Source organism: Paenibacillus chondroitinus NBRC 15376 (assembly GCF_004000765.1).
GTDB classification, from domain to species: domain Bacteria; phylum Bacillota; class Bacilli; order Paenibacillales; family NBRC-103111; genus Paenibacillus_E; species Paenibacillus_E chondroitinus.
This window is the reverse complement of record NZ_BILW01000013.1, coordinates 45,875-69,028: the sequence shown is the minus strand read 5'-3', so window position 1 is coordinate 69,028 and position 23,154 is coordinate 45,875. Positions and strand designations below refer to the sequence as shown.

Below are 23,154 nucleotides of genomic sequence, written 5' to 3'. Positions count from 1 at the left end.
TAATGAATAAGGAGTGTAAAAAACATGGAATATGTACCTTTCGGGAAAACGGACGTAATGGTAAGTCGGATCGGCTTTGGCGGAGCTCCAGCGGGATTAAGGAATTATTTGCGGGAGTACAATCCCGATTTGCCGGAGAACAATAACCACATTATCGCAGCCATTGACGCCGCACTTGAAGCAGGCATTAATTATTTCGATACGGCACCGGGATACGGAAACGGTAAAAGCGAAGAGCTGCTTGGATACGCTTTGAAGGGCAGCCGCAATGCTATTTTTTTGGCAAGCAAAGCGAAAATATGTCCTCCCGATGATCTGAGGCGATCCCTTGAACAGAGTTTGCAGCGCCTGCAGACCGACCGATTGGACTTTTTTCAGCTTCACGGTACCAGTTACAAGGATCAAGATGTGCAACAAGTTTTGCACGGCGGGATATTGGAGCAACTGCTGCAATTCAAAGCGGAGGGCTTGGTTCGTTTTATTGGCTTTACGAGTGAAGATTCGAACAAAGCTGTTTATGATTTCATCCAATGCGGGCAATTTGATATCATGCAGATTTGTTACAATATCTTGATGCAGCATCCCTATGATCCGAATAGACCCTTTGGCAGTATACTTGAAGCGGAGAAAGCAGGCCTGGGTATTGCGGTTATGAGGGCGTTTACTTCGGGCGTTTTTCAACGTTGGATGGCGATGGTGCATCCGGAAAACCATTTTGATTATACCGAGGCATTAATCCAGTTTGCGCTTTCTAATCCTCATGTCGATGTCGCCCTGATCGGTATGCGAAATGCCGAGGAAGTCCGGAAAAATGTGGCTATTTGTGACAATCTTTCGGGAAGGGTGGATATTGAGCAAATGTTTACTTACTATTGATGGATTGGGTAAAAGAGGGCTGGGACTTCGTTATGTTCCGGTTTTTATGATTCAAGTTGAACCCTGCGCCCCTGACATGTAAGATAGGTTCATACAGCAAGAGGAAGGGAGCAGCTATGTGGTCGTACACAGTCGGTTTATTCCGTGATTTATCCCCTGGCGTCAAACGATTTATTGCCACTGAAAGCTTATTTGGCATCGGCGCCGGTATTTTCAACTTGATTTTAAACTTACATCTGCTGGACCTCGGCTTCTCCAAAGAGGACGTCGGGCGCATCACCTCGCTGGGAGCGCTGACCGTGGGGCTAACCAGTCTCCCGGCAGGGATCGTCGTTAAATACATAGGCCGTAAAACGATGCTTGTTATCGGTATGCTGCTGGCTTTTTTAGCGTTGATCATCTTTGGATTCGGCACCAGTGTCGGCATGATTACTACCGCACAGCTCACTTGGTCCCTTAGTATTAGCGCCATCGTGAATTCGGAAATCCAACTGATTTTTCAATATTGCCGCACGAAAAAAGAAGAGACCAGCGCTTACTCGCTGCTGTTTGCGATCTTTACCTTATGCACCGGCATTGGCACATGGTTGGGAGGCTATCTCCCGTTGTGGCTGCCAGGGCACAGCACGCTGTACCAATACGCCTTTTTCGTGGCTGGCGGCTGTTTGGGGCTATCCGGTATTCTAAGGGGCTTGCTGCTTCCGTCTGCCAACGACCGATTCGTTGCAACCGAGAAGTCAGAGACTTCCGCAGCTCCGTCTTCAGTCAAACACAAGAAAGCGCATGCCTATTCGCTTATGTTCCTGCTTGCATTGCTTATCTTTAATTCTGGCTTTACCTTTGGACTGTTGAGTCCGTTCCTCAACGTCATATTGAAGTTTAGATTTGGGATGGAGGACAGCAGCATCTCTGGGCTGCTAGCTCTCTCCGGTGTGTTCTTTTTTATCGGTTCACTTCTCGTTCCGTACCTACTGGAGCGCATGGGCAGCCGCAATGCCTTCGTATTCCTGTTTCTGTATAACATCGTAGTAGTAGGACTGATGGCGCTTACTATGCCCAGCTCCGTCTTCGCCGTACTGCTGATGATTCGAGGCACTGGCTTTACGATGCTGAACAACATGATGGACAGTGAATGCATGTCCGCCGTTGCCGAAGAAGACCGTAATGTTTTTGCAGGGATGAGGACGGTTTCACGAAGTATCGGCAATACGATTGCGTCGTATTGGGCGGGGTACATTTTGGCCGGCAATCATTACGCTTTGCCATTTTTGTTAACAGCCGTAGCGCTGCTGACGGGGTTTGCGGTGTATGCTTGGTTCGTGCAGGGCAAGCTGGCTCAGAGACTGCAAGGGCAGACGTGAGGTTAGTAACTAAAGATGATCCCTAGTTGTATAGGGGTCATCTTTTTTTGATGTTCGTTGGCGGAGTAACTGGAGGAATGAGCACAAGAAGGCTTATGCTGCATTTTATACAACATAACGGCGTGTTCTGACCGTGAATCCGGTCTTTCGCTGCACAATATATAACCATTTGCTGCGAAAAGGCGAGATATAAGCGGTTTAGCGCATGAATGGTTGTACTAAGTACAATATACAGGCGATCGGACTCCCAATTAAAGTCAAATGGTTGCATAAATTACAACATAGGATATTGCTGCAGTCATAACTCGGTGAGTGATTGGTGATAGGTGGCAAACGATGCATCAGGTCGAATCCATATCGTACATTTGAACACCCACCGTAAGATCGTCTACTACATTTCATCTGCATGCGCTTACAACCTTAAATTTGTTCCCCAATGATCATCCTTTTATCGGTTTAGACCGGGGCGTTAACCCTGTAAAGTATTAACCAAGGTAGCCAAGTGAAAATGCTTTCGCAAATCATCCATCAATCAGAGAGAGGGTTGTACGTACGATGAAAAAGAAATTAACCAGTTTGCTGATGGCAAGTGTAGCACTTACCTTAGTCATCTCCGGTTGCTCGAGCACAAAAGAAAGCGCTGCCACCAACGCGGCATCGACAGCAGCCGCCACAGAGAAAGCAGCTGCGGGCAAACCGGCAAGCCCGGTCGAAATCACATTTTGGAATATGTTCGGCGGTGGAGAGGGCGATTTCGTTGACCAAATTATCAAAGGTTACAACGAATCCCAGAAAGAAGTCACCGTGAAACAGCTCCGCCTTGAGTCCAATGAATATTACGCGAAGCTTAGCACAGCGCTATCTTCCTCTAAAGGACCGGACGTCGCCGTCGCGCACGTGGACCGCATTTCACCGTTTGTGAAAGCGAAGCAAATTGTGCCGGTGGATCAGTTGGCCAGCAAGGTCGGCTTTGATTTAAAACAAATATCCGACTCGAATATGAAAAGCGTCTCCTACGATGGCAAGCCCTACGCAGTTCCGTTAGACACGCATTTTCATATGTTCTATTACAATAAAGATTTGCTGAAAAAAGCGGAACTGCTGAACGATGATGGCACGCCGAAGCTCGGCGATCTATCACCGGAGGGCTTCAAGAAGACACTCGCACAAATTCATGCGAAAGTGCCGGACGTGCAAGCGCTTGCCGTAAATACGCCGTATTTCCAAGAGCCTTTCTTGAACCTGTATTATGAAGCGGGCGGCGACTTGTTGAATGCGGAAGCGAACAAAGCGGCCATTAATAATGATAAAGCGCTCAATGTTTTGAAATTCTACATGGACCTTTATAACAACAAATATACAGATCTCAATGATAAAACCCCTTGGGATTCGTTCCACAACGGCAAAGCGGCCTTCTGGTTCGGCGGCGTGTGGGAAGCGGGTCTACTGCTCGGCGAAAAGTCGCCAAACATCGGCGCCATGCCGCTCCCGGCCATTTTCGGAAGCCAAACGCATTGGGGAAGCTCTCATTTGCTCGTCATTCCAAGCTACGTAGCACCTGAGAAACAAGAAGCAGCAGCTAAATTCATGAAGTACTTCTCGGAAGTTGGCGGCAAAACTTGGGGGCAAGCAGGCCACGTGCCGGCGAACAGCGCTGTAACTACAAGCGATGAATACAAAAAGCTGCCTTACCGCAATTACTTCATCGAAGCACAAAAAACGGTGAAATTCGCACCGAAAACCGATAAATACACGACGATCATCACGACAGTTTCGGAATCGCTTCAAAACATTATTTTCGGCAAGCAATCCCCTGAAGACGGGCTGAAAACGTTGGATAAGCAGATTAACGACATTTTATCCAACTAGCCTGTGTATGCCAACCGGTGAGGCTGCATCAAGCAAGGCGGCTTCACCCGGTTTTTTTGATTGGAGTACAGAGAGCAAAGATTGAAGGAGTATACCCTATGGAGACTAAAGTGAGAGAGAACGAGGGGACGGTTGTCCTTCGAAAAACCTACGTTTGGCCTTTTCTTAATGACTGGAAAGCGATTTTGTACCTGATACCGTTCCTCATTCCCTTTACGATTTTCTACCTCTGGCCGGTATGTCGGGGGGCTTGGATGAGCTTGCATGTGTGGAACATTCAAGGTATGCAAAAGTTTGTTGGTTTCGCGAATTACAAGAAAATTTTCACCGATTCAGACTTTTATTTGTATATGTGGCACTCGGTTTACTTCGTTTTGATTTGTACGCCAGCGGTTATTGTACTTGGACTGGTATTGGCGCTGCTAATCAATCAAAAAATTGTATTCCGAACAACGATTCGTTCTATTTTTTTCTTACCGTATGTGCTTTCTGTTTCTGTTATCAGTTTTATCTGGCTGCGTATGTTCGACTCCAAGTACGGACCGATCCATGCTTTTTTAAAGCTTATTGGCATCCCTGGAGAAATTCACTGGTTAACGGATAAAAATTTTGCGTGGTGGGCGATTACGATAACGACCAATTGGTGGACGGTTGGGTTCGTCATGGTCTTGTTTCTAGCCGGATTACAAGAAATTCCCACGGATCATTATGAAGCTGCGAAAATAGATGGCGCTAGCGCTTGGAAGCAATTTTGGCATATTACGCTCCCGGGTTTGTCTAGAGTCATGAAAATACAGGTGTTTTATCAGGTTATTGCGTGTCTGAAACTGTTCGGGCAAGTTCAAATCATGACAGGCGGCGGTCCGGGCGATTCGACGAATACGATGATCAGATACATTTATGTGACAGGGTTTAAAAAGGATATGTTCGGTCTTGCTTCCGCTCAGTCCATTGTTTTTTGTCTCATGATGCTGCTCATTGCCCTGATTCAATTTAAACTGACAGATCGTCAAGACTAACGGAGGTCCCAATGCCAATAAAACGAATTACGCTGAATGTCGTCGCCGTCGTTCTTGCCCTGTTGTTTATTTTTCCCCTCATATGGATGCTTCTGGTGTCATTAAAGCCGAATGGCGTCAATGTCTATACATTAAGCGATTGGATAAAATGGTCTGATTTGACCTTCGCTAATTATGACAAAGTGATGAAGGATTCCCAGATCCTGAGATGGACCTGGAATTCAGCGGTGATTGGTGTAATAACCACCGTGGTTTCCTTGTTTTTCAGCTCGCTGGCAGCTTTCTCTTTTTCCAAATTACCTTTTAAATCCAAAGGCTTGTTCTATCTGCTGATCGTTTCAGGATTGCTCATCCCGACGGAAGCGATCCTGATCCCGCTATATGAGACAACGCTGCACTTGAAACTAATCGATAATATCTGGGCGATTATTCTTCCTGGCTTGACGAATCCCCTCGGGATTCTGCTGCTGAAGCAGTTTATGGACGGTGTCCCTAAAGATTATATTGAAGCAGCGCAGATTGACGGCTGCAGGAGTATCAACTTGTGGCTGCGCATCTGTTTGCCGCTTACGAAATCGGCGATGGTGTCCGTCGGCATTTTTTATTTCATCCTGTCCTGGAACAACTTCTTATGGCCTTACCTATCCATTACCTCGCAAGAGAACATGATTCTTTCGGCAGGACTTCCAACGTTTTTGTCGAATAATATAATGTCCCTGAATATGATTATGGCGGCAAGCTCAATTGCAGCAATCCCAACCATCGTGGTGTTTATTCTGTTGCAAAGACACATTGTTCAAGGCGTGGCGATGTCAGGGGTTAAAGGATAGATAGAAGGGATTTCCATCATGGCGAAACGACCTGAAAAGAACAACAAAAGGATACTCATATGGACAAGCAGCATACGTTATAAATGGATGCTGCTTTTATTTCTGTTCTCATTGACGCCTCTGGTTGCAATGGGATTTATTTCTTATTCCATCTCGAAATCAACCATCAACAATAAGGTCACCGAATATTCCGAGCAGCTGCTCAAGCAAACGGCCGATAATATCGATACACGGCTTGGCATCTATAAAGACATGATGATGCAAGTCGTAAACAATAATGAAATCGTTTCCATGCTGCGTACGCTCGATCGGGTTGACAACGGACAGTATGATTTGGACAGCTTATCCTTAACAACGAAGCTATCGACCATTATAGCGATTAATCAAGATTTTCAATCGATCTCCTTTCTAACGCAAACGCACTACATAAAAGGCATTTACCGCTGGAGCGACCGTTCCGCAGGCATCGTAACTCCTTTTCTCAAGACTCTTGAGGATGGCAGCAACTTCCGATGGTTCCCGACCCGTTTCGGGACGTATGTCGACAGTTTGAATTCACAGAGCGTCCACGTGTTCTCATTGGCTAAGCAGATTTATAAAACCTCTGACGACAGCCCTGTTGGCATCATCGCCGTGCTTGATATTCGCGAAGATGTACTCAAGGAAATCGTCAGTAAAGTGACGAAGAACTCCTCCGATCTTCAAAGTTTCATTATTGATGGCAGCGGTCGAATTATTTCCTATCCCGACAATCAATTTTTAGGGAAAAATGTTCGGGAAGTACTGGGGGAACAGGGCTCAAACCAATTGCTGCAGTCTTCCGACGAAACCAATGGTTTTCCACTTAAGCATGCTGGGCAGAAATGGATCGTGAATTACAAAAAGCTGCATACCAACGACTGGATGGTCGTAAATGTCATTTCGGAGTCTGCCTTGTACAAAGACTCTAACCGCATGCTGCAAATCATCATTGTGATTGCGCTGATTTGTATCGGCTTTTCGATAGTGACGGCGATGTTTCTGGCTAATTCGATTTCGAAACCGATTCTGAAAATGATCCGTTTGATGCGTCAGGTGATGTCGGGTGATTTGACCGTGCGCTTCAAGGCCAAGCGGCGTAATGACGAATTTGATATATGGGGCGAAAATTTCAATTACATGGTGACCCGGCTTGACGAGCTGCTTAAAGCGGTCTATGAGGAGCAAAGCCATAAGCGCGCAGCGGAGTTGAAAGCGCTGCAGGCGCAGATTAATCCTCACTTTTTGTACAATACACTAGACATAATTAAATGGACGGCACTTCTGCAGAAGGCGAACAATGCCGCCGAGATGGTCAGCTTGCTTTCGCGGCTCCTGCGAATTTCACTCGGCAAGGGAGAAGAAACAGTCACGGTCGAAGAAGAAATCGAGCATGTCCAATGTTATCTGGGGATTCAGAAATTCAGGTTCAATTTCGACATTCAAACGTATTTCCAAATTGACGAAGAGGTCCGCAATCTGAAGACACCTAAGCTTATTTTACAGCCGATTGTGGAAAATGCGATTCTCCATGCGTTCACCGATCGTGAGTCCGGAGGAGAAATACATATCCGCTGCTCGCTGCATCCGGATGGGGGCATCCGTTTCCTAGTGGCAGATAACGGAAGAGGGATGGACCCGGGTCTCGTGAAGAGTTTGCAGACACCGTTTCAAGAAGCATCCGCTGATAAAATGGGTGGTATCGGTTTGGCCAATGTTGACGAGCGAATCATGCTGATTTGCGGAAAGCCGTACGGTTTAGATATTCAGAGTACCTTGGATGAAGGAACGAGCATCGGGATTTGGCTTCCCATGATCGAGTAGGAGGAAATAACATGTTTCGAGTCATTATTGTAGAAGATGAATATATCGTTAGGTTTGGCATTCGTTCGATGATCGATTGGGAAAAACTTGGCTTAATCGTTATGGGAGAGGCTTCTAACGGCCAAGAAGCATTAGAACTCATGAGCAAGGAAATGCCGGACATCCTGATTACCGATATTAAAATGCCGCTCATGGACGGAATTGCCCTCATTTCAGAGGTGCGTAAAATAAACCCTCACATGAAAATTCTGATCCTCAGCAATATCGAGGACTTCGGGTATGCCAAGGAAGCGATTCGCAACGGCGTTTCGGAGTACTTAATTAAATCGGATATGATGCCACGAGATTTTGAGCAAGCTTTGCTGAAGGTCAAGGAAGCCATAGAAATCACTTCACCAACCGGAGCGATCCATGAAGAACCAGCCGTGGAGCCGTTGTGGAAGGAGAAGCTTCTACAGGAGCTTGTCGAGGGGGCTCAGCGAGATATCAGCAGTCTCCAGAGCAACTTTGGAAATACAGGATACGCTCCCTTTTATTTGCTTCACATGGGTAAGGATGCGACGAATGTGAATGTCGCGGAGGAACAATCTGCTCTGCGTAAGGTATTAGATAGCGAGCTGCAAGCCCGGGAGCTTGCTTATGAGGTGTTCCCCGATCGGCAAGGGGAAATGAATGTGCTGCTGTTGACCGGCATGCCCCATCGGCAGGGCCAAAAGGCTGCCCGTGAGGCAGCGGAGGCATGTCTAACTCGGCTTGATGCCACTTATGGCCTGTGTTTCACCGCTGGAATTAGCGGAGAATTTCAAGAATTAACCGAGCTGCATACCGCGTACGAGCAAGCAAGAGCGGCTGTTAAGTTTAAAATGTTCGTCGGCAGCGGCAAAGTGATCGCCTATGGCACCGATTATGTGCCGGGAATGAACCCAGCAGGAGAGCCGATAAAAATAAGCACAAACCATATTCATTCGATGGTGTATGCTTTTCAAACCAAGGAATTACAGACCTATTTGGAAGAGCTATTCGAGCAGTTGGATGCCCGCAAGGATTATGACATTGTGCAAATTATTTCTCTGGAGCTTTTGATTATGCTGACGACGTTATGGTCCGATGTATCCAGCGATCAGATGAGTATCATGCAATTGAAAAAGCAATATTTTGACGAGTTATCCAAACTGGAAACACTAGATCAGAGCAAAACCTGGTTTATGGGAGCTTATCAAGAGCTGCTTCAGCATATGATTCAGATATATAACAGTGACCGAAACAGCATCATCAAAGCCACGCAGTATATTCAGCAGTATTATCAGCAGGAAATTTCGCTTCAATCGATCTCGAATATTGTCCATTTGAGCAAAAACTATTTTGCCAATTTGTTTAAAAAGGAGATGGGCGAAAGCTTCCTGGAATATTTGACACGCATTCGCATTGAAAAGGCGAAATCTTTACTCACAGGGGAGCTGAAGACGGCAGATATCGGTCATCTGGTAGGTATTGCCGATCCGAAATATTTTTCCAAAGTGTTTAAAAAAAATGTCGGTGTTTCTCCATCGGAGTATAGAACTCGCGCTAAGAGATAGAGGTGAGATGTCATATCAGGGGGAATGTTATGCTAAATCATAGAAACAAGGGGCGGTTCTTGCGTGCTTTGTGCATAGGGGGGATCGCCCTGACTTACCTGACTTTCACAGGATGCTCGAATGCGTTAGAAACCAATGCGCCGCAATTGGCCAAGGAGAAATCGGTGACGCAAGGGGACATGCCTCCAGTCGAAATTTCCTTTTGGAATCCATTTGGGGGCGGTGAAGGCGATTATGTCGAGCAGATTATTAGGAGCTTTAATACCTCGCAGAAATCGGTTTTTGTAAAGCAGCTTAGGTTGGAGTCCAATGAATATTATGTAAAACTAAGCACGGCGCTCTCTTCAGGAAAAGGGCCGGACGTCGCCGTGGCGCACGTTGATCGCATTTCTCCTTTTATCAAAGCCAAACAAATACTAGCATTGGATGCCTTGGCTAATGGAAGTGGTTTCCATTTTGATGAAATTGAGAGTTCTAATGTACGAAGCGTAAGCTTTAACGGAAAGCCATATGCAATTCCGCTGGATACGCATTTTCATGTTCTTTACTACAATAAAGAGATTCTGAAACAAGCAGATCTACTGAATGAGGATGAGACCCTTAAGCTCGGCAAAACATCGCCGGAAGGCTTTATTCAGATGTTGACGCAAATTCAGGCGAAAGTGCCGGGGGTTCAGCCCATTGCGGTGAATACACCTTATTTTCAGGAACCTTTTCTGAACTTGTATTATGAGGCTGGCGGTGATCTGCTGACGCCTGATCTTTCCAAAGCCGCGATACATAATGACAAAGCTTTGCAGGTGTTGAAATTTTATCAACTGCTTTACGCGAAGCGTCTGGCGGATTTGAATGACAAAACGCCATGGGACTCTTTTCACAATGGAAAAGCGGCGTTATGGTTCGGAGGTGTTTGGGAAGCTGGGCATCACTTGAGCGAAAAATCGCTGCGGGTCGGCGTTGCGCCGCTTCCGCCTATATTCGGCAGCCCGGTCCATTGGGGCAGCTCGCATACACTGGTCGTACCGAGTTACGTAACCAAAGAGAAACAGAAGGCGGCGATGGCCTTCATGACCTATTTTTCTGAAGTAGGCAGCACCCTCTGGGGGCAAGCGGGGCATGTTCCCGCCAATCGGGCTGTCGTGCAAAGTCAGGCCTATCAGCAGATGCCCTACCGGGATATCTTTATTGAAGCTCAGCGCCAAGTTAAATTTGCGCCGAAAACGGATAAATACGCGACGATCTTCACAACGTTGTCGGAGGATCTGCAAAGCATTATTTTGGGCGGATTGGACCCGGAGGAAGGTTTAATTTCGTTAGAGAAGAAGATAAACGATATTCTAGCGAACTAATAAAGAGACCGGGACCCGCAGGGGTTCCGGTCTCTGCATTACTGGACTTCAACGGCATTAACGAAGGAGATGTTGTGAAAGAGGGAAATCATTTGTTCAAAATCTAATTCCGCAGGCAGCTTAATCGTAAGATCCAAAAGAATTTCGGAGGTTCCCCTTAATTTCTCACTTTGAAAATTTACGATCCTGATATTTTTTTCTTTCAGTGTTTTTTGCATATTTTCTAAAGAACCTGCTTCGTCGATGATACGTATGATCAGGTGCTCTGATTTAGGCGCAGCCAGCCAAGTGAAACGTCTGTGTAGCACGATTTGAGCAATAAGAATTAAAACAGTAACCCCGATTCCCAAAACATATAAGCCGGATCCAATCGCCATCCCGATGCCTGCTGTTGCCCAGATTCCTGCTGCTGTGGTAAGACCTTTGACCGTATGACGCTGCATAAAGATCATGCCTGCTCCTAAAAAGCCTACACCACTTACAACCTGGGCTGCTATCCTTGATGGATCAAGTGCTATGCCAGTTTGTCCTAGTTCATCATAAAAGCCATATTTTGAAACTAACATCATTAAAGAAGCACCGATAGCAACAACAAAATGAGTTCTAATCCCGGCTTCTTTCATTCTGTTTTTACGCTCATATCCAATGAATAGTCCGCAAATTCCGGCAATCATCACTTGAAGTAAATATTCGAATCCCATCATGTAGATCCCATCCTTTTCACGAAAATATTGAAAGCGCTTTATCGGAAATTTTACCCTACTGCGTAGAAAAGATCAATTTCTCATTGTTTCATAGAGAGAATAGTATGCAAATAAAGGGAAATAAACCCAATAACCGAATATCTATATTTAAACACGATTTGAGAACTTTGGAGGTGTTGTGGTGTTAAAGAAGAACGTTTATATGAGAACGATCTTGTTTGCAATCGTTTTTTTTGGATTTTTATTTTTACCCGCGGGGTCTTTACATTTCTCTGAAGCGTGGATTTATTTTGCCATCTTTTTTGGATCAACGATGTACATCAATATTTATTTCTTGAAAAGAGATCCTGAGCTCATAGAACGAAGAGTTCATGCTAAAGAAGTAGAAAAGGAACAAAAAATTTTCCAATCCGTTTCTGGCGCCATATTTTTTATTGGATTGTTAGTTCTTCCAGGTTTAGATTATAGATTTAGTTGGTCAGATGTACCTTCGTATCTTGTATTCGTTGCAGATTTCTTCGTTTTGCTAGGTTTTATCATTGTCTTTTTTGTTTTTAAAGAGAATTCTTTTACATCTGCCATAATTGAAGTGAGTGAGAATCAGCAAGTGATATCAACAGGCCCTTATGCCTTGGTGCGGCATCCGATGTATACAGGGGCAATATCCATTATCCTGTTCAGCCCTCTTGCATTAGGTTCAATTTGGGCATTGATTCCCTCAATTTCAATCATTATTTTTATTGTGCTGAGGCTGTTAAATGAAGAAAAAATATTATTAAAGGAGTTAGCAGGGTATGAAGAGTACTGTAAGAAGATCCGTTATCATTTAATCCCTTTTATTTGGTAATGGAGGTGAAATCGCTGGAGCGTAAAACTAGCTGCTGATAGTTCAAGTATCAGGTTGAATTATCTTGCCTACCTTATACATTTTTTTTCATTCTTTTTGATTGGGATTATCATTGATTTTGTTATTCGGTTAGTAAGACGTAAAAAACATAGATTGGAGTAAATATGCGGACGTTCAAAGACTTAATTACTTCGATTGACTTTTCAAAGGTATGGGAAAAGTTTGTTATCCATTATCCTGATAAAGTAGATAGATTGGAAAAATTCGGTTCCTTGTATGAAAAACTGAGTATGACTTTACCTGCAGATAATGCAACTTGCATGTACATTTATATAAATGTTTTTCAAGATGATAGTAATGGAGAATCGGTTAGGATTGAAAAGTATAATGAAGATGATGGTTTACTTCTCTTTGACGTTTGCGGTAAGGACGATGAATGGATTGGCTACTCTATAGCAGGAAGCAAATTTAATCAATGGCTGGGTTATTTTATTGACGAGAATTCTTTAATTACTATGTCAAAAGAAAGCTTTATCGCTCATTGTCTTTGGGAAATGACATTCTATTACGGATATGATGATACTCATGTTTAGGGGGGATTTTATGCCTTTTCCATTCGACTGCATTAGCGATTTTATGTTTTTCGAAACGGAGCTTGCTCAATCAGATGTTATTTTAATACCAGGTTCTAGCCATCCTCAACTAATGGAAAGGGCTGCAATGTTATATCATCAAGGCATCGCTCCATGTATATTACCTTCAGGCGGATCCACTCCGCATGTTGAAACAACGGAATGGGAATACCTGAGAAATGTTGGACTGTCACTAGGAGTACCTTCGGAATCAATATTAAAAGAAGATCAAGCAACGAATACCTTTGAAAATGCACGTTTATCACTGGAAGTATTACAACAACAAGGAATTCACCCCAAACACGTTATTCTAGTCTGTAAAAATTATCACGCTCGTAGAGCACTTTTAACGTATCAATTTGTTTTTCCAAAAGAGACTGTTTTTTATGTAAGCCCAGTAATCGACAAAACAGGGACTTCAAAAGATAACTGGTTTAAAGAAGAAGAAAAAATTAAGTTCGTAATGAATGAGCTTGAGAAGGTAGGGAAATATTTCAGAACTGCCATACACGAAATGGGATCGAATAGCTAACAACAAGAGAAGGCAAAAAGACCCAATTGGATCCGTTGCCGTAACGGGAGCAGATCGCCGTGCAACTGTTCCCTTTGTCATTCATGTAACAGGAGGTAAATATGGTTGTCGATAGACTGATCGAAAAATGGTCTTCAATATTAGAGAAGATAAAAAACAATGGTGGTAAAATAATCGAACTTACTAAGAGTAAACCCGCAAGCGATTTGGAAATCAAAGATAAAGAGTCTACCTTAGGAATCAATATCCCAAGTGAGTTTAAGAAAGTGCTTCTAGAAAATTCAAAACAGCTTTATTTGAGATGGTCGTTCCCCGAAGAAGCTATACTCCCGCAGGAATTTAGAGAAATATTTAGTGGGGAAATCGGCTGGAGTCTGGATGGGTTGGAATATTGGGGAGAAGATTCGACGGAAGATTACGCGATTAACTTGAAGGGGAAGCTTACTTTTTTTCAAGTCAGGAATGGTGATTATTTAGCTTTAGATTTGAGTAATGATTCTAATCCTCCTATTGTCTACTGGGATCATGAGACAGACAATGTTATTCCTATAGCTGCTTCGTTTATGGAATATCTTAATAAAATGACAGAACTTAGTTGTATTGGTGCAGAGATATGGCAATATGAAGATTTTCTAGGCCACCATGGGATTGAAACTAAATCGGAAAAAGCAGAGCGTTGGAAGAAATGGTTCCATACATTTCAGAGCTTGCGTTTTGAAGATGCCAGTCAATCACTTGAATCCTTATTCCAATATATTTTGTACCATGGGGAAGTCAAGGCAAGAGAAGCAAACGCACTTCGTCAATTCAATCACTCGGAAATTCTTGAAAATGTACTAAAACGACTGCCTAATTATCATGCAAAAGAATCAAAAGTCTTATGTTTAATAATAGGAGAGGTAGTTAAAAACAACGCTGAAGCATGGGTCAGAGAGCAATGGGTAGAGTCAAGTTATTTGGATCCTGCTGACAGATCGTATTTAACCGCTAGGTGTTTGCCATTTGAGGAAGGCTACCAGTTAGTTATCGAATACTTAGAGGGGATATCAGAAACTGTGGTTAATCCCTATGACGCATTAAAGCATTTGTCAGTATTCCAATCCAATCGCGTAATAACTTGGCTTGAGAAGAATGGTCGACTACCTGCCACGAATGGTTGGTCTGAATTATTTGCATTTTCATCACCGACATGGGAAGACATTAATAAGTGGTCAGAAATGGAAACTCGACATCAGTTAACACTGATTCATGCGTTAGACGAAATGATTCGTGAACGAAAGAAACCATATGATCTCATGCAATTAAAGGTCTATGGGGTTCCGAGCAGGGAAAAGTTTATAGATTTTTTAATGAGAATTCATGATTCCGAGACACTTAACAACAAAAAGTCGATTATAAAAAATATCATTGATAATGTTGAAAAAATCATCTAATAAACTGCGTTTTTTAAAATAGTTTCGGAGGCTTTCATGAATAAATATTTACTTGTAGAAGATGAAAATAATCTTATCATAGGAGAATGCAACGATATTATTGGATTCCTAGATGGGCGCAAGAAAATCGCTTGCTACATATATGAAATAACGTTTGTAGGTTTACAGTTCAGAGAAACTTATATTCAACACTGTTTAACTACCAAATCTAGAATGAGCGGGATGCATATACACATACTTTCCCAGGGGAAGGACGTAATAGGAGAATATTTCTTCGTTCCTGAAAAACCATATCGCTTTAATAAAGAGGATGCTGCTAATCGGGAAAGGATTAATTTTACAATATCTGGCGGTTTTGCAACAACACCATCTATTGATGCTTCAGAGATTTGGAATAAATGGGTAACTTCAAAACCGTTAACTATTAATAATTGGGTCGCTCTAACGCAGAAGCAAAGAAAAGGTTGGATGGAAGTGATCCGTCTACACTCTATCTTTAACCAAAATAGATTTAGATTTGTTGAGCAAAATCACTTTTACTTGGATATGACAAATGTAGTTGATCCGCTCTCATTTTATTGTGCTCTCGGTGAGGCAATGAATGGGCCAGGAGGGTACTACGGTTTTACTCTAGACAGTCTTGAAGACTGTTTCTATGGAGGTTTCGGGGCTACGCCCCCCTTCACACTTCACCTTATGAATGCAGATTTTAACGAACTTAAAGAGCAAAAGACAATTGAGAATAATGATCTGTTAAAATTGCAGCGAATCAAAGAATTACTAATTTCAAAGGAAGTAACTATGGTTCTTGATACTTCCCCTAATCACTCCAAATAAATGGCGTCATAAGGAAACTCCAGCTTCTTCATCAGATATTCCTTTGGCGTCATATGCATGTATTGACGGAAGATTTTGCCGAAGTAGCTGGGACTGTCAAAGCCGCATGTTTGGCCAATGTCCTGAACTGGCAGGTCAGTGGTTCGGAGAAGGGCGATGGCGGCCTCGACTCTTCGATCCCTCAGGTAGGCGAGCGGCGAGGCTTGCTCAGACCGCTGAAACAGCCTGCAGAGGTAGTGCTTATTAATTCCGCAATGCTCAGAGATCATATCCAAAGTGAGCGGATCTGCAAAATGATCTCTCATGTATTTTTTTGCTGTCTGAATGAGCGTGCTCGAGCTTGCGCTAACGTCTTTTGTCATTTCTCGGCTGGATTGTACGAGTGTGAGCAGCCATTCATATACGCCGAGGGAGAGTTGATATTTGTCGGTGACCTTATCTTCAGCGACCATGCGCATTAATTTCCAAAGCCCCTGAATGAGAGGCGTTTCCGAATCTCTCTGGATGACGGGCCCCTCCAACGCCATCACGTAATCCCATATCCGATTCGCCTCTTCTCCCCGCAAGTTTAGCCAGATGATTTCCCATGGTTCCTTTTGATCTCCGTAAAAGTATTTATGGCTGCTAGGCACTTTCACTAAAAAACCTGTTCCTTTCGTCAAAGGGAAGCGTTGCTGTTCATACTCAAGATAACCTTGTCCGCGAATCGTATATTGAAAAATGACATGCCCGCAGTCGGGGCGCTCTTCTCCGCTAAAACTGTATTCAGGGCTATTGATCATTTGCCATCCAATGGAATCGAGCGTGAGGATGGAGGTATCGTCGTTTCGAAATCCGTATACAGCTGGCTTGAGCATTAAAGTTCTCCTTAAGAAAAAGTCAATTTTGTTATATTATAAGTCATTACATTAAGATTGTCCCCTCAATACATCCGGATATACAATGGGTATAAAGAGAGGGAGTGAATATTGGATGGTTAATAATGAACTAGTCATTGAATTATTGCCTGACGAGTATTGGTGGGGAGGCCGGGTAGCGGACGGGAAAAGTATGCCATATGGCCCATCGATATTTCGTGTTGATTTGGCAGCGAGCAGCGGAGCCAATCAGGCTTGCCCACTGCTTGTATCCAGTAAAGGGAGATATGTTTGGAGCGAGGAGCCGTTCGCTTTTCAGATTGATCATAAGGAGTTAAGGGTGATTGGTGAGGTTGCCTTGCTGAAAGTGGAAGAGGGACATGAGACTTTAGCCGGAGCATACCGTCATGCCGCCCGCACGTTCTTCCCGGCAGTTCCAACATTGCCAGAAGAGCTGCTGTTTACTGCACCGCAGTACAACCTGTGGATCGAATTGCTCTATAATCCGACGCAAGAGAAAGTATTGCAATATGCAAGAGATGTACTCGCAAATGGCATGCCGCCCGGCGTCATCATGATTGATGACAATTGGCACGAGCCCTACGGAACCTGGACGTTTCATCCAGGACGTTTTCCTCATCCTAAGCAGATGGTTGATGAACTGCATGCCTGGGGATTTAAAGTCATGCTGTGGGTTTGTCCGTTTATTAGCCCTGACTCCGGCACATTTCGTAAACTGGAACCGGCGGGGATTCTTTTAAAAGATGGTGAGGGGAAAACGGCGATTCGCAAATGGTGGAACGGATACAGCGCCGTTCTCGATTGTACGAATCCGCAAGCTGTTGCGTGGATTCATGAGCAGCTTGATTCCTTGCAGTCGCAATTCGGAATTGATGGTTTTAAGCTGGATGCTGGCGATTTAGAGTTCTATGAGTCGGATGATTTGAGTTATGAGAAAACGACACGCAATGGTCATAGCGAAGCATGGGCGAAAGTTGGACTGAAATATCCGCTCAATGAGTATCGCGCTTGTTGGAAGCTTGCGGGGCAACCATTGGTCCAAAGGCTGAAAGACAAGCAGCATAGATGGGAGGATAACGGGCTTGATTGCTTAATTCCGGATGGATTGGCCCAAGGACTTCTCGGCTATGCGTATACGTGCCCGGATATGATCGGCGGAGGCGAGTTTACGAGCTTTTCAGTTGACCAATTGGATTCGGAACTATTTGTTCGTTCGGCCCAATGCTCAGCCTTATTTCCGATGATGCAGTTCTCAGCTGCACCTTGGCGGGTTTTGGATGATGAGCATCTGCGCTATTGTGTAGAAGCAGCTCAACTTCATGCCGCCTTTGGCGAAGAAATCCTTGATCTTGCGAAACATGCCTCACGGACTGGGGAGCCAATCCTGCGTCATATGGCCTATGAGTTTCCCGGAGAAGGTCTGGAAATGGTTCAAGATCAATTTATGCTGGGTCATTCACTTTTGGTTGCTCCTGTTGTCGTCCAAGGGGCGCGATCTCGCCAGGTCATTTTTCCTTCGGGCACATGGGTTGGAGATGACGGTACAAGCGTGTCGGGGCCTGCTAAGTTGGAGATTGAGGTGCCGCTGGCCAGGTTGCCTTTTTATAGAAAACAGTGACGATAAAAGCCAGGAATCCTTGATCTGACAAGGGCTCCCGGCTTTTTACCTATCATATCTTTTTTATAGAAGTAACAGAATTAAGAATAAACTTGGAGTAAGCCTCAGCACCTTTGGTCGTCAAGTGAACACCATCGCTGGCGAACCAGTCGGGCTTGTCTTCACTAAATGAATGCCAGTCGAGCAGCTTGACATTCGCATATTTTTTGCTTGTATCGGCTAACGTATCATTTACCGTATCTTGCCATTTTCTAGGCACACGTGTATTAATGAGAAGGATTTCCCGCTCTTCCCCAATCATCTCGAGAAGTTTTTCGAGCTGAGCTGTTGTAAAAGGGCCGTTTGTTCCGAGGTGAATGACAACAATTTGACCTAGTGTCTTATCAGACTTGAATTGTTTAATAATGTCCGTAGCCTGTGACAGTTGCCGACCGATTTTTCCGTCTACGACAATCCCTTCAAGCATTTTCTCCAGAACCGGGGCTGCGCCCAACATGACGGAATCCCCCACAGCTGTAACCCTCTGGGTTAAAGGAACCCGTTTATAAGCGCCGGATGAGTTCGTCGAAGTCGCCGTCTTTTTCTCACTCTGTGTGATATTATCCTGATTTGTTGCACCAGGGGGAAGGGGTATCAGAGCAGCTGAATTTTCCGTTACAGGAGTAGCTGTCGGGACAAGAATTGACTGTCCCGGCGAAGGGGGACCTGCAGGAGAAGCTGTCGGGGCAGGGCTTGCCGAAACAGGGACATTTTTGCCTTTAGGAGAAGGCGTCGGAACAGCGTTAGTTGCATCAGGTTTTGTATCAACGGTAGGAGTAGCTGTCGAGACACCGCTTATTACATCAGTCAATTGATCGGAAGGTGTAGAAATCGCATTAGCGCTCGTCGGACTTTGAGAATTGAGTGCTATTTCTGTGCTGCTCCGATTAAACATGCAGGAAACGAAGATCAGTGTGAGAATGGCAATCGGTACGAGTCGAATAAAAAACCTAAACGTCAGCGGATTTGCACGTCCCTCCCACCGAAATCCGGGAATCTTGGTCCAAATACGCCAATTGCCGCTTCGGAATGGGTTTTCGATGAAGGTGTATGATAAGGCCGCAAATCCGATACTAAGTATTAACTGTATCATTTGAAGAAAATAGCTTGCATCCGTATTAGGGCTAGTCGAACTCGTTAATACGATCACAGGATAGTGCCAAAGATAAATGGAATAAGAACGAACGCCAATCCACCGTAGAGGCTTCCAACCGAGAATTTTGCTAACAAAGCTAGAGGGACTTGCTGCTGCTGCAATCACGAAAGAGACTGCAATTGAAAGGACAAGCATTCCACCGGTGTACAGCGATTGATCGTATTCTCCGGTTTGAAGGAACATGTAAATGATAACCAGAAGACCAATGATACCCATCACATTTATCCAAGAACGATTTTTGCATAAGGTAGGGTCGAGAAGTTTACGGCTTGGGCATATAAAAGCAAGAGCTGCACCGATCAAGAGCCCGAATGCTCTTGTATCCGTCCCGTAATATACCCGGCTAGGGTCAGTACCGGGCTCATATAAAATCACCATAGCGAGATAAGAAAGAATGGCACCAGCGAGGGTGAGTAAGACAAACTTGCCGCGAGTCGGGCTAAAGAAACGACTCAAGCCAATGATAATCAGAGGCCATAATAAATAAAATTGCTCCTCAATGGCGAGCGACCAAAGATGTCCGAGCGGTGAAGGAGGGCCGAAGCTCTCAAAATAGGAGACTTGGTGAAAAATATTATACCAGTTGCTAGTATAGGTTACCGCCGACCAAATATCCCCCTGTATGGAAATGAGTCTGGCATGATTTGAAATCGCCAGAAAGACGGCAACAGCGATGATCATTGACAACATGGCTGGAAGCAATCTGCGAATGCGGCGGATCCAAAATCTTTTCAGATCGATGCGATTTTTATTTTTGCGCTCTTCCAACAGCATATCCGTTATCAGATAACCGGAGAGTACAAAAAATACACTTACTCCCAAGAATCCCCCTGAGGCCCACCCCCAGTTGAGATGATACGCAATTACAGCAAGGACCGACAGTGCTCTGATCCCATCCAATCCAGGCATATAGCGTGGATGATTTTGTTTGACTTCCTTCATGATGCTAGCTCCCCTAATTTGTCGATTCCTGAAACAAATACTTAGACTCAGATCAATGATTAGGAGTTCAAATTTTCAAAAACATTTACTCGACGGAGCTTTTTTAGCACGGGAAGTTATTTTACTAGTATTGACTGTTATCGATGCTCTGATTACTAAAAATCTATGCTTGTTTCTATAGGTACATAAATAAACAAAAAAACCACCATGAAGGTGGTTAGTTGTTCGTCAGAAAGTGAAACTTTACCCTTAGATATCTTGAGGGAACAATGAGCCTCTATTTTGCCGAATACTGTAGACTTTCCACGTGGAAGGGGAACTACAGTCCGCTATTTTGCAGGTTTCTGCGGCATAATGCGCTGTCGCGGACAAATAAGAGCCTGTAAGTTCCGCTCGGAGAGGAGAAAGCCCTATTTTCTCCAAATAAAGGCCTCTGGTTCTCTTGAGTGTGGTAAAACCATGAATCCAGAGCATCAAGGGTTTCGTACAGGGGTGATCACCGCTTAAATTACAGCAGTTTTTTCAAATCTTCTACGATCGCCATAGGTTTGTCTGTGGAACCGTAGCGTTTTATTACATTCCCCTCTCGGTCAACAAGAAACTTCGTGAAGTTCCATTTAATGGATTCAGAACCAAGCACACCTTTGGCTTCTTTTTTCAAAAAGCTATACAGGGGATCAGCATTGGCGCCATTCACATCGATTTTGTCGAAAAGCTCAAAGGTTACGCCAAAGTTAATCTCGCAAAAGCTATGAATTTCTTCGTTGTTCCCTTTCTCGCCGCTGCCGAATTGATTGCTTGGGAAGCCGAGAATTTCAAGGCCATCGTCTTTATATTGCTTATAAATTTCTTGAAGCTCTTTAAATTGTGGAGTAAATGCGCACTTGCTAGCTGTATTCACAATCAGCATGACTTTACCGCGGTAATCACCGATTGATTTCTGAGTTCCTTTAGCTGTTTTAACATTGAAATTATAAATGGACATAGGACACATTCCCTTCAATTTGAATTTTGTAAAATTTAATTTTTCAAAACCTTATGTACCAGAGTATAAACCCTGAACTGCATTTCTGTCAATTAGATTGTGCTTAATATAATTTTAGTAAATTTAGGTTTGCTCTATGTAAAAGGGGAGCCTATATATTGTTTGAAATTAAATTTTGAGAAATAGGCAGGTTGAGTTACAATGTACAATATCGAAATAACAGGGGGAATGAGGATGAAAGAGGCAGCTGTAATGAAGCTAGAGGATATGCTCTGTTTCACGGCCTATGCGACTTCCCGTGAATTAACGCGCATTTACCGGCCTATTCTGGAGAAGTTTGGGCTTACGTATCCACAATATTTAGTCATGGTCGTGTTATGGGAAAGAGGGACCAGCACGGTGACGGAGCTTGGCGACAGATTGCTGCTGGATTCGGGGACGTTAACACCGCTGCTGAAGCGGCTTCAAGAAGCGGATTTGGTTGTTCGCAAACGTTCTGTGGAGGATGAGCGGAAGGTTGAGGTTGCATTAACGGAAAAAGGTGCAGGGCTGCAAAACCAAATGCAGAGTGTATCGGTAGACATTTTTGCAGAAATTTGCGGATCATTCGAAAAATATGTAGAATCGCTAGGCCAGTTTAAAGAGCTGCTGGCAAAAGTAAATGAAGTTGCACGCCGATCAGAATAATAGGCTGAAGGGGAAGCAAAATAAAAAGACTGGCCGGAGTTTCCTCCGGCCAGTCTGATAGGCAATGCACACATAGAAACTTAAATGAGTGAAATAATAATTTTACCGTTATAACAACAGTGCACCTAACGAGTAGCAGACAATCATCAACAGCAGCACGGTAATATGGTTAAGGGAGAAGATGAACATCGAACGGGCCCACTTGTCCTCCGGTTTCTGCTTATATCCGTTGATGCTCATCACCAACCAGGCTAGGCTTAAGAGCGCATTCGCTATGGCAATATACGGATTAAAGGACCAGAACAAAAAGCTGACTAGAAATAGCGCAACCAAGTACACGTTCATCTGCACGTAAGTTCTGCGAATGCCCTTGACCACCGGCAGCATGGGAATGTTAGCCGCTCGATATTCCTCCATGCGCCGAATTCCGATTGCGTAGAAGTGAGGCATCTGCCAGATAACCATCAACAGGAACAGCGCAATGGCATGGGGATGTAAAATATCCGGTGAGATCGCGGCCCAACCGATCAACGGAGGAATGGCTCCAGACAAGCTGCCTACCTCTGTATTGTAGATAGTTCTGCGTTTTGTCCACATCGTATACGGCACGACATATAAGAACAGCCCGAGAAAGCCGACGAAAGCAGATAGCGGCGACGCCAGATACAAGGAGACAAGACCGCCGATTGCGATCCAAATCCCAAGGAACAGTCCGCTTCGGATATCAATGATGCCGGAAACCGTCGGCCTGTTTTTCGTTCGTTCCATGATGCGATCGATGTCGCGGTCGTATAAATTATTAAAAATACCGGCCGCTCCAATCACCAGAGAGGATCCGATCAACGCCAAGGTCATGTTGCCGATTTTATCCATTAGCGGTATTTGATGTACGAACAAGGCCACACTAAGCCCTGCGATCATGGCGATGAGGTTGGATTTAATAATGCCAATCTTTATAGTTTCGAAGAGTACCTTCGTGAATGAGATTGGAACTGTTTGGATGCTAACCGTATTGCTTTGGACTCGCATGTCGCTAACACACCCTTCCAAGTAAATTACCTATGTATAGGTTACCATATAGAAGTCACTCTTGTGTCTTGCTTCTGCAAACACTCATGATTCTGTCATAAATCTTTGTCTC

General features: G+C 44.2%; 20 protein-coding genes. 15 read left to right on the top strand and 5 right to left on the bottom strand.

Annotated features, from left to right (window positions below):
• The first annotated feature begins 24 nt into the window (after positions 1-24).
• The 8 genes from PCH02S_RS16305 to PCH02S_RS16270 all read left to right on the top strand — a co-directional run bounded on the left by PCH02S_RS16305 (position 25) and on the right by PCH02S_RS16270 (position 10,723).
• Positions 25-876: an aldo/keto reductase gene (locus PCH02S_RS16305; RefSeq protein ID WP_127454826.1), complete on the top strand. Its 852-nt coding sequence runs from the start codon at positions 25-27 to the stop codon at positions 874-876.
• A 116-nt stretch (positions 877-992) separates the two neighbouring features.
• Positions 993-2,237 carry an MFS transporter gene (locus PCH02S_RS16300; protein ID WP_127454824.1) on the top strand — a complete coding sequence of 415 codons (1,245 nt, stop codon included), beginning with the start codon at positions 993-995 and terminating at the stop codon, positions 2,235-2,237.
• A gap of 555 nt (positions 2,238-2,792) precedes the next feature.
• The gene (locus PCH02S_RS16295; protein ID WP_127454823.1) at positions 2,793-4,106 is read left to right on the top strand and encodes an ABC transporter substrate-binding protein; all 1,314 of its coding nucleotides are present in this window, start codon (positions 2,793-2,795) and stop codon (positions 4,104-4,106) included.
• A 98-nt stretch (positions 4,107-4,204) separates the two neighbouring features.
• The gene (locus tag PCH02S_RS16290; protein WP_127454821.1) at positions 4,205-5,125 is read left to right on the top strand and encodes a carbohydrate ABC transporter permease; all 921 of its coding nucleotides are present in this window, start codon (positions 4,205-4,207) and stop codon (positions 5,123-5,125) included.
• Between the two features lie 11 nt (positions 5,126-5,136).
• The gene (locus tag PCH02S_RS16285) at positions 5,137-5,955 is read left to right on the top strand and encodes a carbohydrate ABC transporter permease (protein ID WP_246069115.1); all 819 of its coding nucleotides are present in this window, start codon (positions 5,137-5,139) and stop codon (positions 5,953-5,955) included.
• An 18-nt stretch (positions 5,956-5,973) separates the two neighbouring features.
• A complete protein-coding gene (locus PCH02S_RS16280) occupies positions 5,974-7,797 on the top strand; it encodes a sensor histidine kinase (protein WP_127454820.1) in 1,824 nt (607 codons plus the stop codon).
• Positions 7,798-7,808: 11 nt separating this feature from the next.
• Positions 7,809-9,374 carry a response regulator gene (locus PCH02S_RS16275; RefSeq protein WP_127454818.1) on the top strand — a complete coding sequence of 522 codons (1,566 nt, stop codon included), beginning with the start codon at positions 7,809-7,811 and terminating at the stop codon, positions 9,372-9,374.
• Between the two features lie 29 nt (positions 9,375-9,403).
• Positions 9,404-10,723 (top strand): ABC transporter substrate-binding protein, encoded by a 1,320-nt coding sequence (locus PCH02S_RS16270; RefSeq protein ID WP_127454816.1) that lies wholly within the window; start codon positions 9,404-9,406, stop codon positions 10,721-10,723.
• Between the two features lie 38 nt (positions 10,724-10,761).
• Here PCH02S_RS16270 and PCH02S_RS16265 read toward each other — a convergent pair whose 3' ends face one another.
• Positions 10,762-11,427, bottom strand: a complete 666-nt coding sequence (locus PCH02S_RS16265; RefSeq protein ID WP_127454815.1) for an MgtC/SapB family protein — start codon at positions 11,425-11,427, stop codon at positions 10,762-10,764.
• A gap of 181 nt (positions 11,428-11,608) precedes the next feature.
• Here PCH02S_RS16265 and PCH02S_RS16260 point away from each other — a divergent pair, with 181 nt between their 5' ends.
• The 5 genes from PCH02S_RS16260 to PCH02S_RS16240 all read left to right on the top strand — a co-directional run bounded on the left by PCH02S_RS16260 (position 11,609) and on the right by PCH02S_RS16240 (position 15,708).
• Positions 11,609-12,274 (top strand): methyltransferase family protein, encoded by a 666-nt coding sequence (locus PCH02S_RS16260; protein WP_218033157.1) that lies wholly within the window; start codon positions 11,609-11,611, stop codon positions 12,272-12,274.
• A gap of 164 nt (positions 12,275-12,438) precedes the next feature.
• Positions 12,439-12,867, top strand: a complete 429-nt coding sequence (locus PCH02S_RS16255; RefSeq protein ID WP_127454813.1) for a DUF6557 family protein — start codon at positions 12,439-12,441, stop codon at positions 12,865-12,867.
• A 10-nt stretch (positions 12,868-12,877) separates the two neighbouring features.
• On the top strand, positions 12,878-13,438 hold the full coding sequence (locus tag PCH02S_RS16250; protein WP_127454811.1) for a YdcF family protein: 561 nt from the start codon (positions 12,878-12,880) through the stop codon (positions 13,436-13,438).
• Positions 13,439-13,539: 101 nt separating this feature from the next.
• Positions 13,540-14,871 (top strand): SMI1/KNR4 family protein, encoded by a 1,332-nt coding sequence (locus PCH02S_RS16245; RefSeq protein WP_127454809.1) that lies wholly within the window; start codon positions 13,540-13,542, stop codon positions 14,869-14,871.
• A gap of 36 nt (positions 14,872-14,907) precedes the next feature.
• On the top strand, positions 14,908-15,708 hold the full coding sequence (locus PCH02S_RS16240; protein WP_127454807.1) for a barstar family protein: 801 nt from the start codon (positions 14,908-14,910) through the stop codon (positions 15,706-15,708).
• Here PCH02S_RS16240 and PCH02S_RS16235 read toward each other — a convergent pair.
• The gene (locus PCH02S_RS16235) at positions 15,696-16,565 is read right to left on the bottom strand and encodes an AraC family transcriptional regulator (RefSeq protein ID WP_127454805.1); all 870 of its coding nucleotides are present in this window, start codon (positions 16,563-16,565) and stop codon (positions 15,696-15,698) included. The genes PCH02S_RS16240 and PCH02S_RS16235 overlap by 13 nt on opposite strands.
• Positions 16,566-16,680: 115 nt before the next feature.
• Between PCH02S_RS16235 and PCH02S_RS16230 the strand changes: the two genes are divergently transcribed.
• On the top strand, positions 16,681-18,204 hold the full coding sequence (locus PCH02S_RS16230; protein WP_127454803.1) for a glycoside hydrolase family 31 protein: 1,524 nt from the start codon (positions 16,681-16,683) through the stop codon (positions 18,202-18,204).
• A gap of 52 nt (positions 18,205-18,256) precedes the next feature.
• Here the strand turns inward: PCH02S_RS16230 and PCH02S_RS16225 are convergent, their stop codons facing one another.
• Together PCH02S_RS16225 and PCH02S_RS16220 are read right to left on the bottom strand one after the other, a co-directional pair.
• The gene (locus PCH02S_RS16225) at positions 18,257-20,341 is read right to left on the bottom strand and encodes an acyltransferase family protein (RefSeq protein WP_127454801.1); all 2,085 of its coding nucleotides are present in this window, start codon (positions 20,339-20,341) and stop codon (positions 18,257-18,259) included.
• A 508-nt stretch (positions 20,342-20,849) separates the two neighbouring features.
• Positions 20,850-21,326 (bottom strand): glutathione peroxidase, encoded by a 477-nt coding sequence (locus PCH02S_RS16220; protein WP_127454799.1) that lies wholly within the window; start codon positions 21,324-21,326, stop codon positions 20,850-20,852.
• 234 nt (positions 21,327-21,560) lie between these two features.
• Between PCH02S_RS16220 and PCH02S_RS16215 the strand changes: the two genes are divergently transcribed.
• Positions 21,561-22,013: a MarR family winged helix-turn-helix transcriptional regulator gene (locus PCH02S_RS16215; protein ID WP_127454798.1), complete on the top strand. Its 453-nt coding sequence runs from the start codon at positions 21,561-21,563 to the stop codon at positions 22,011-22,013.
• A 108-nt stretch (positions 22,014-22,121) separates the two neighbouring features.
• On the opposite strand, the gene cyoE is transcribed toward PCH02S_RS16215, so the two are convergent.
• Positions 22,122-23,042, bottom strand: coding sequence for a heme o synthase (cyoE, locus tag PCH02S_RS16210; RefSeq protein ID WP_127454796.1), 921 nt, complete (start codon positions 23,040-23,042; stop codon positions 22,122-22,124).
• Positions 23,043-23,154 lie beyond the last annotated feature (112 nt).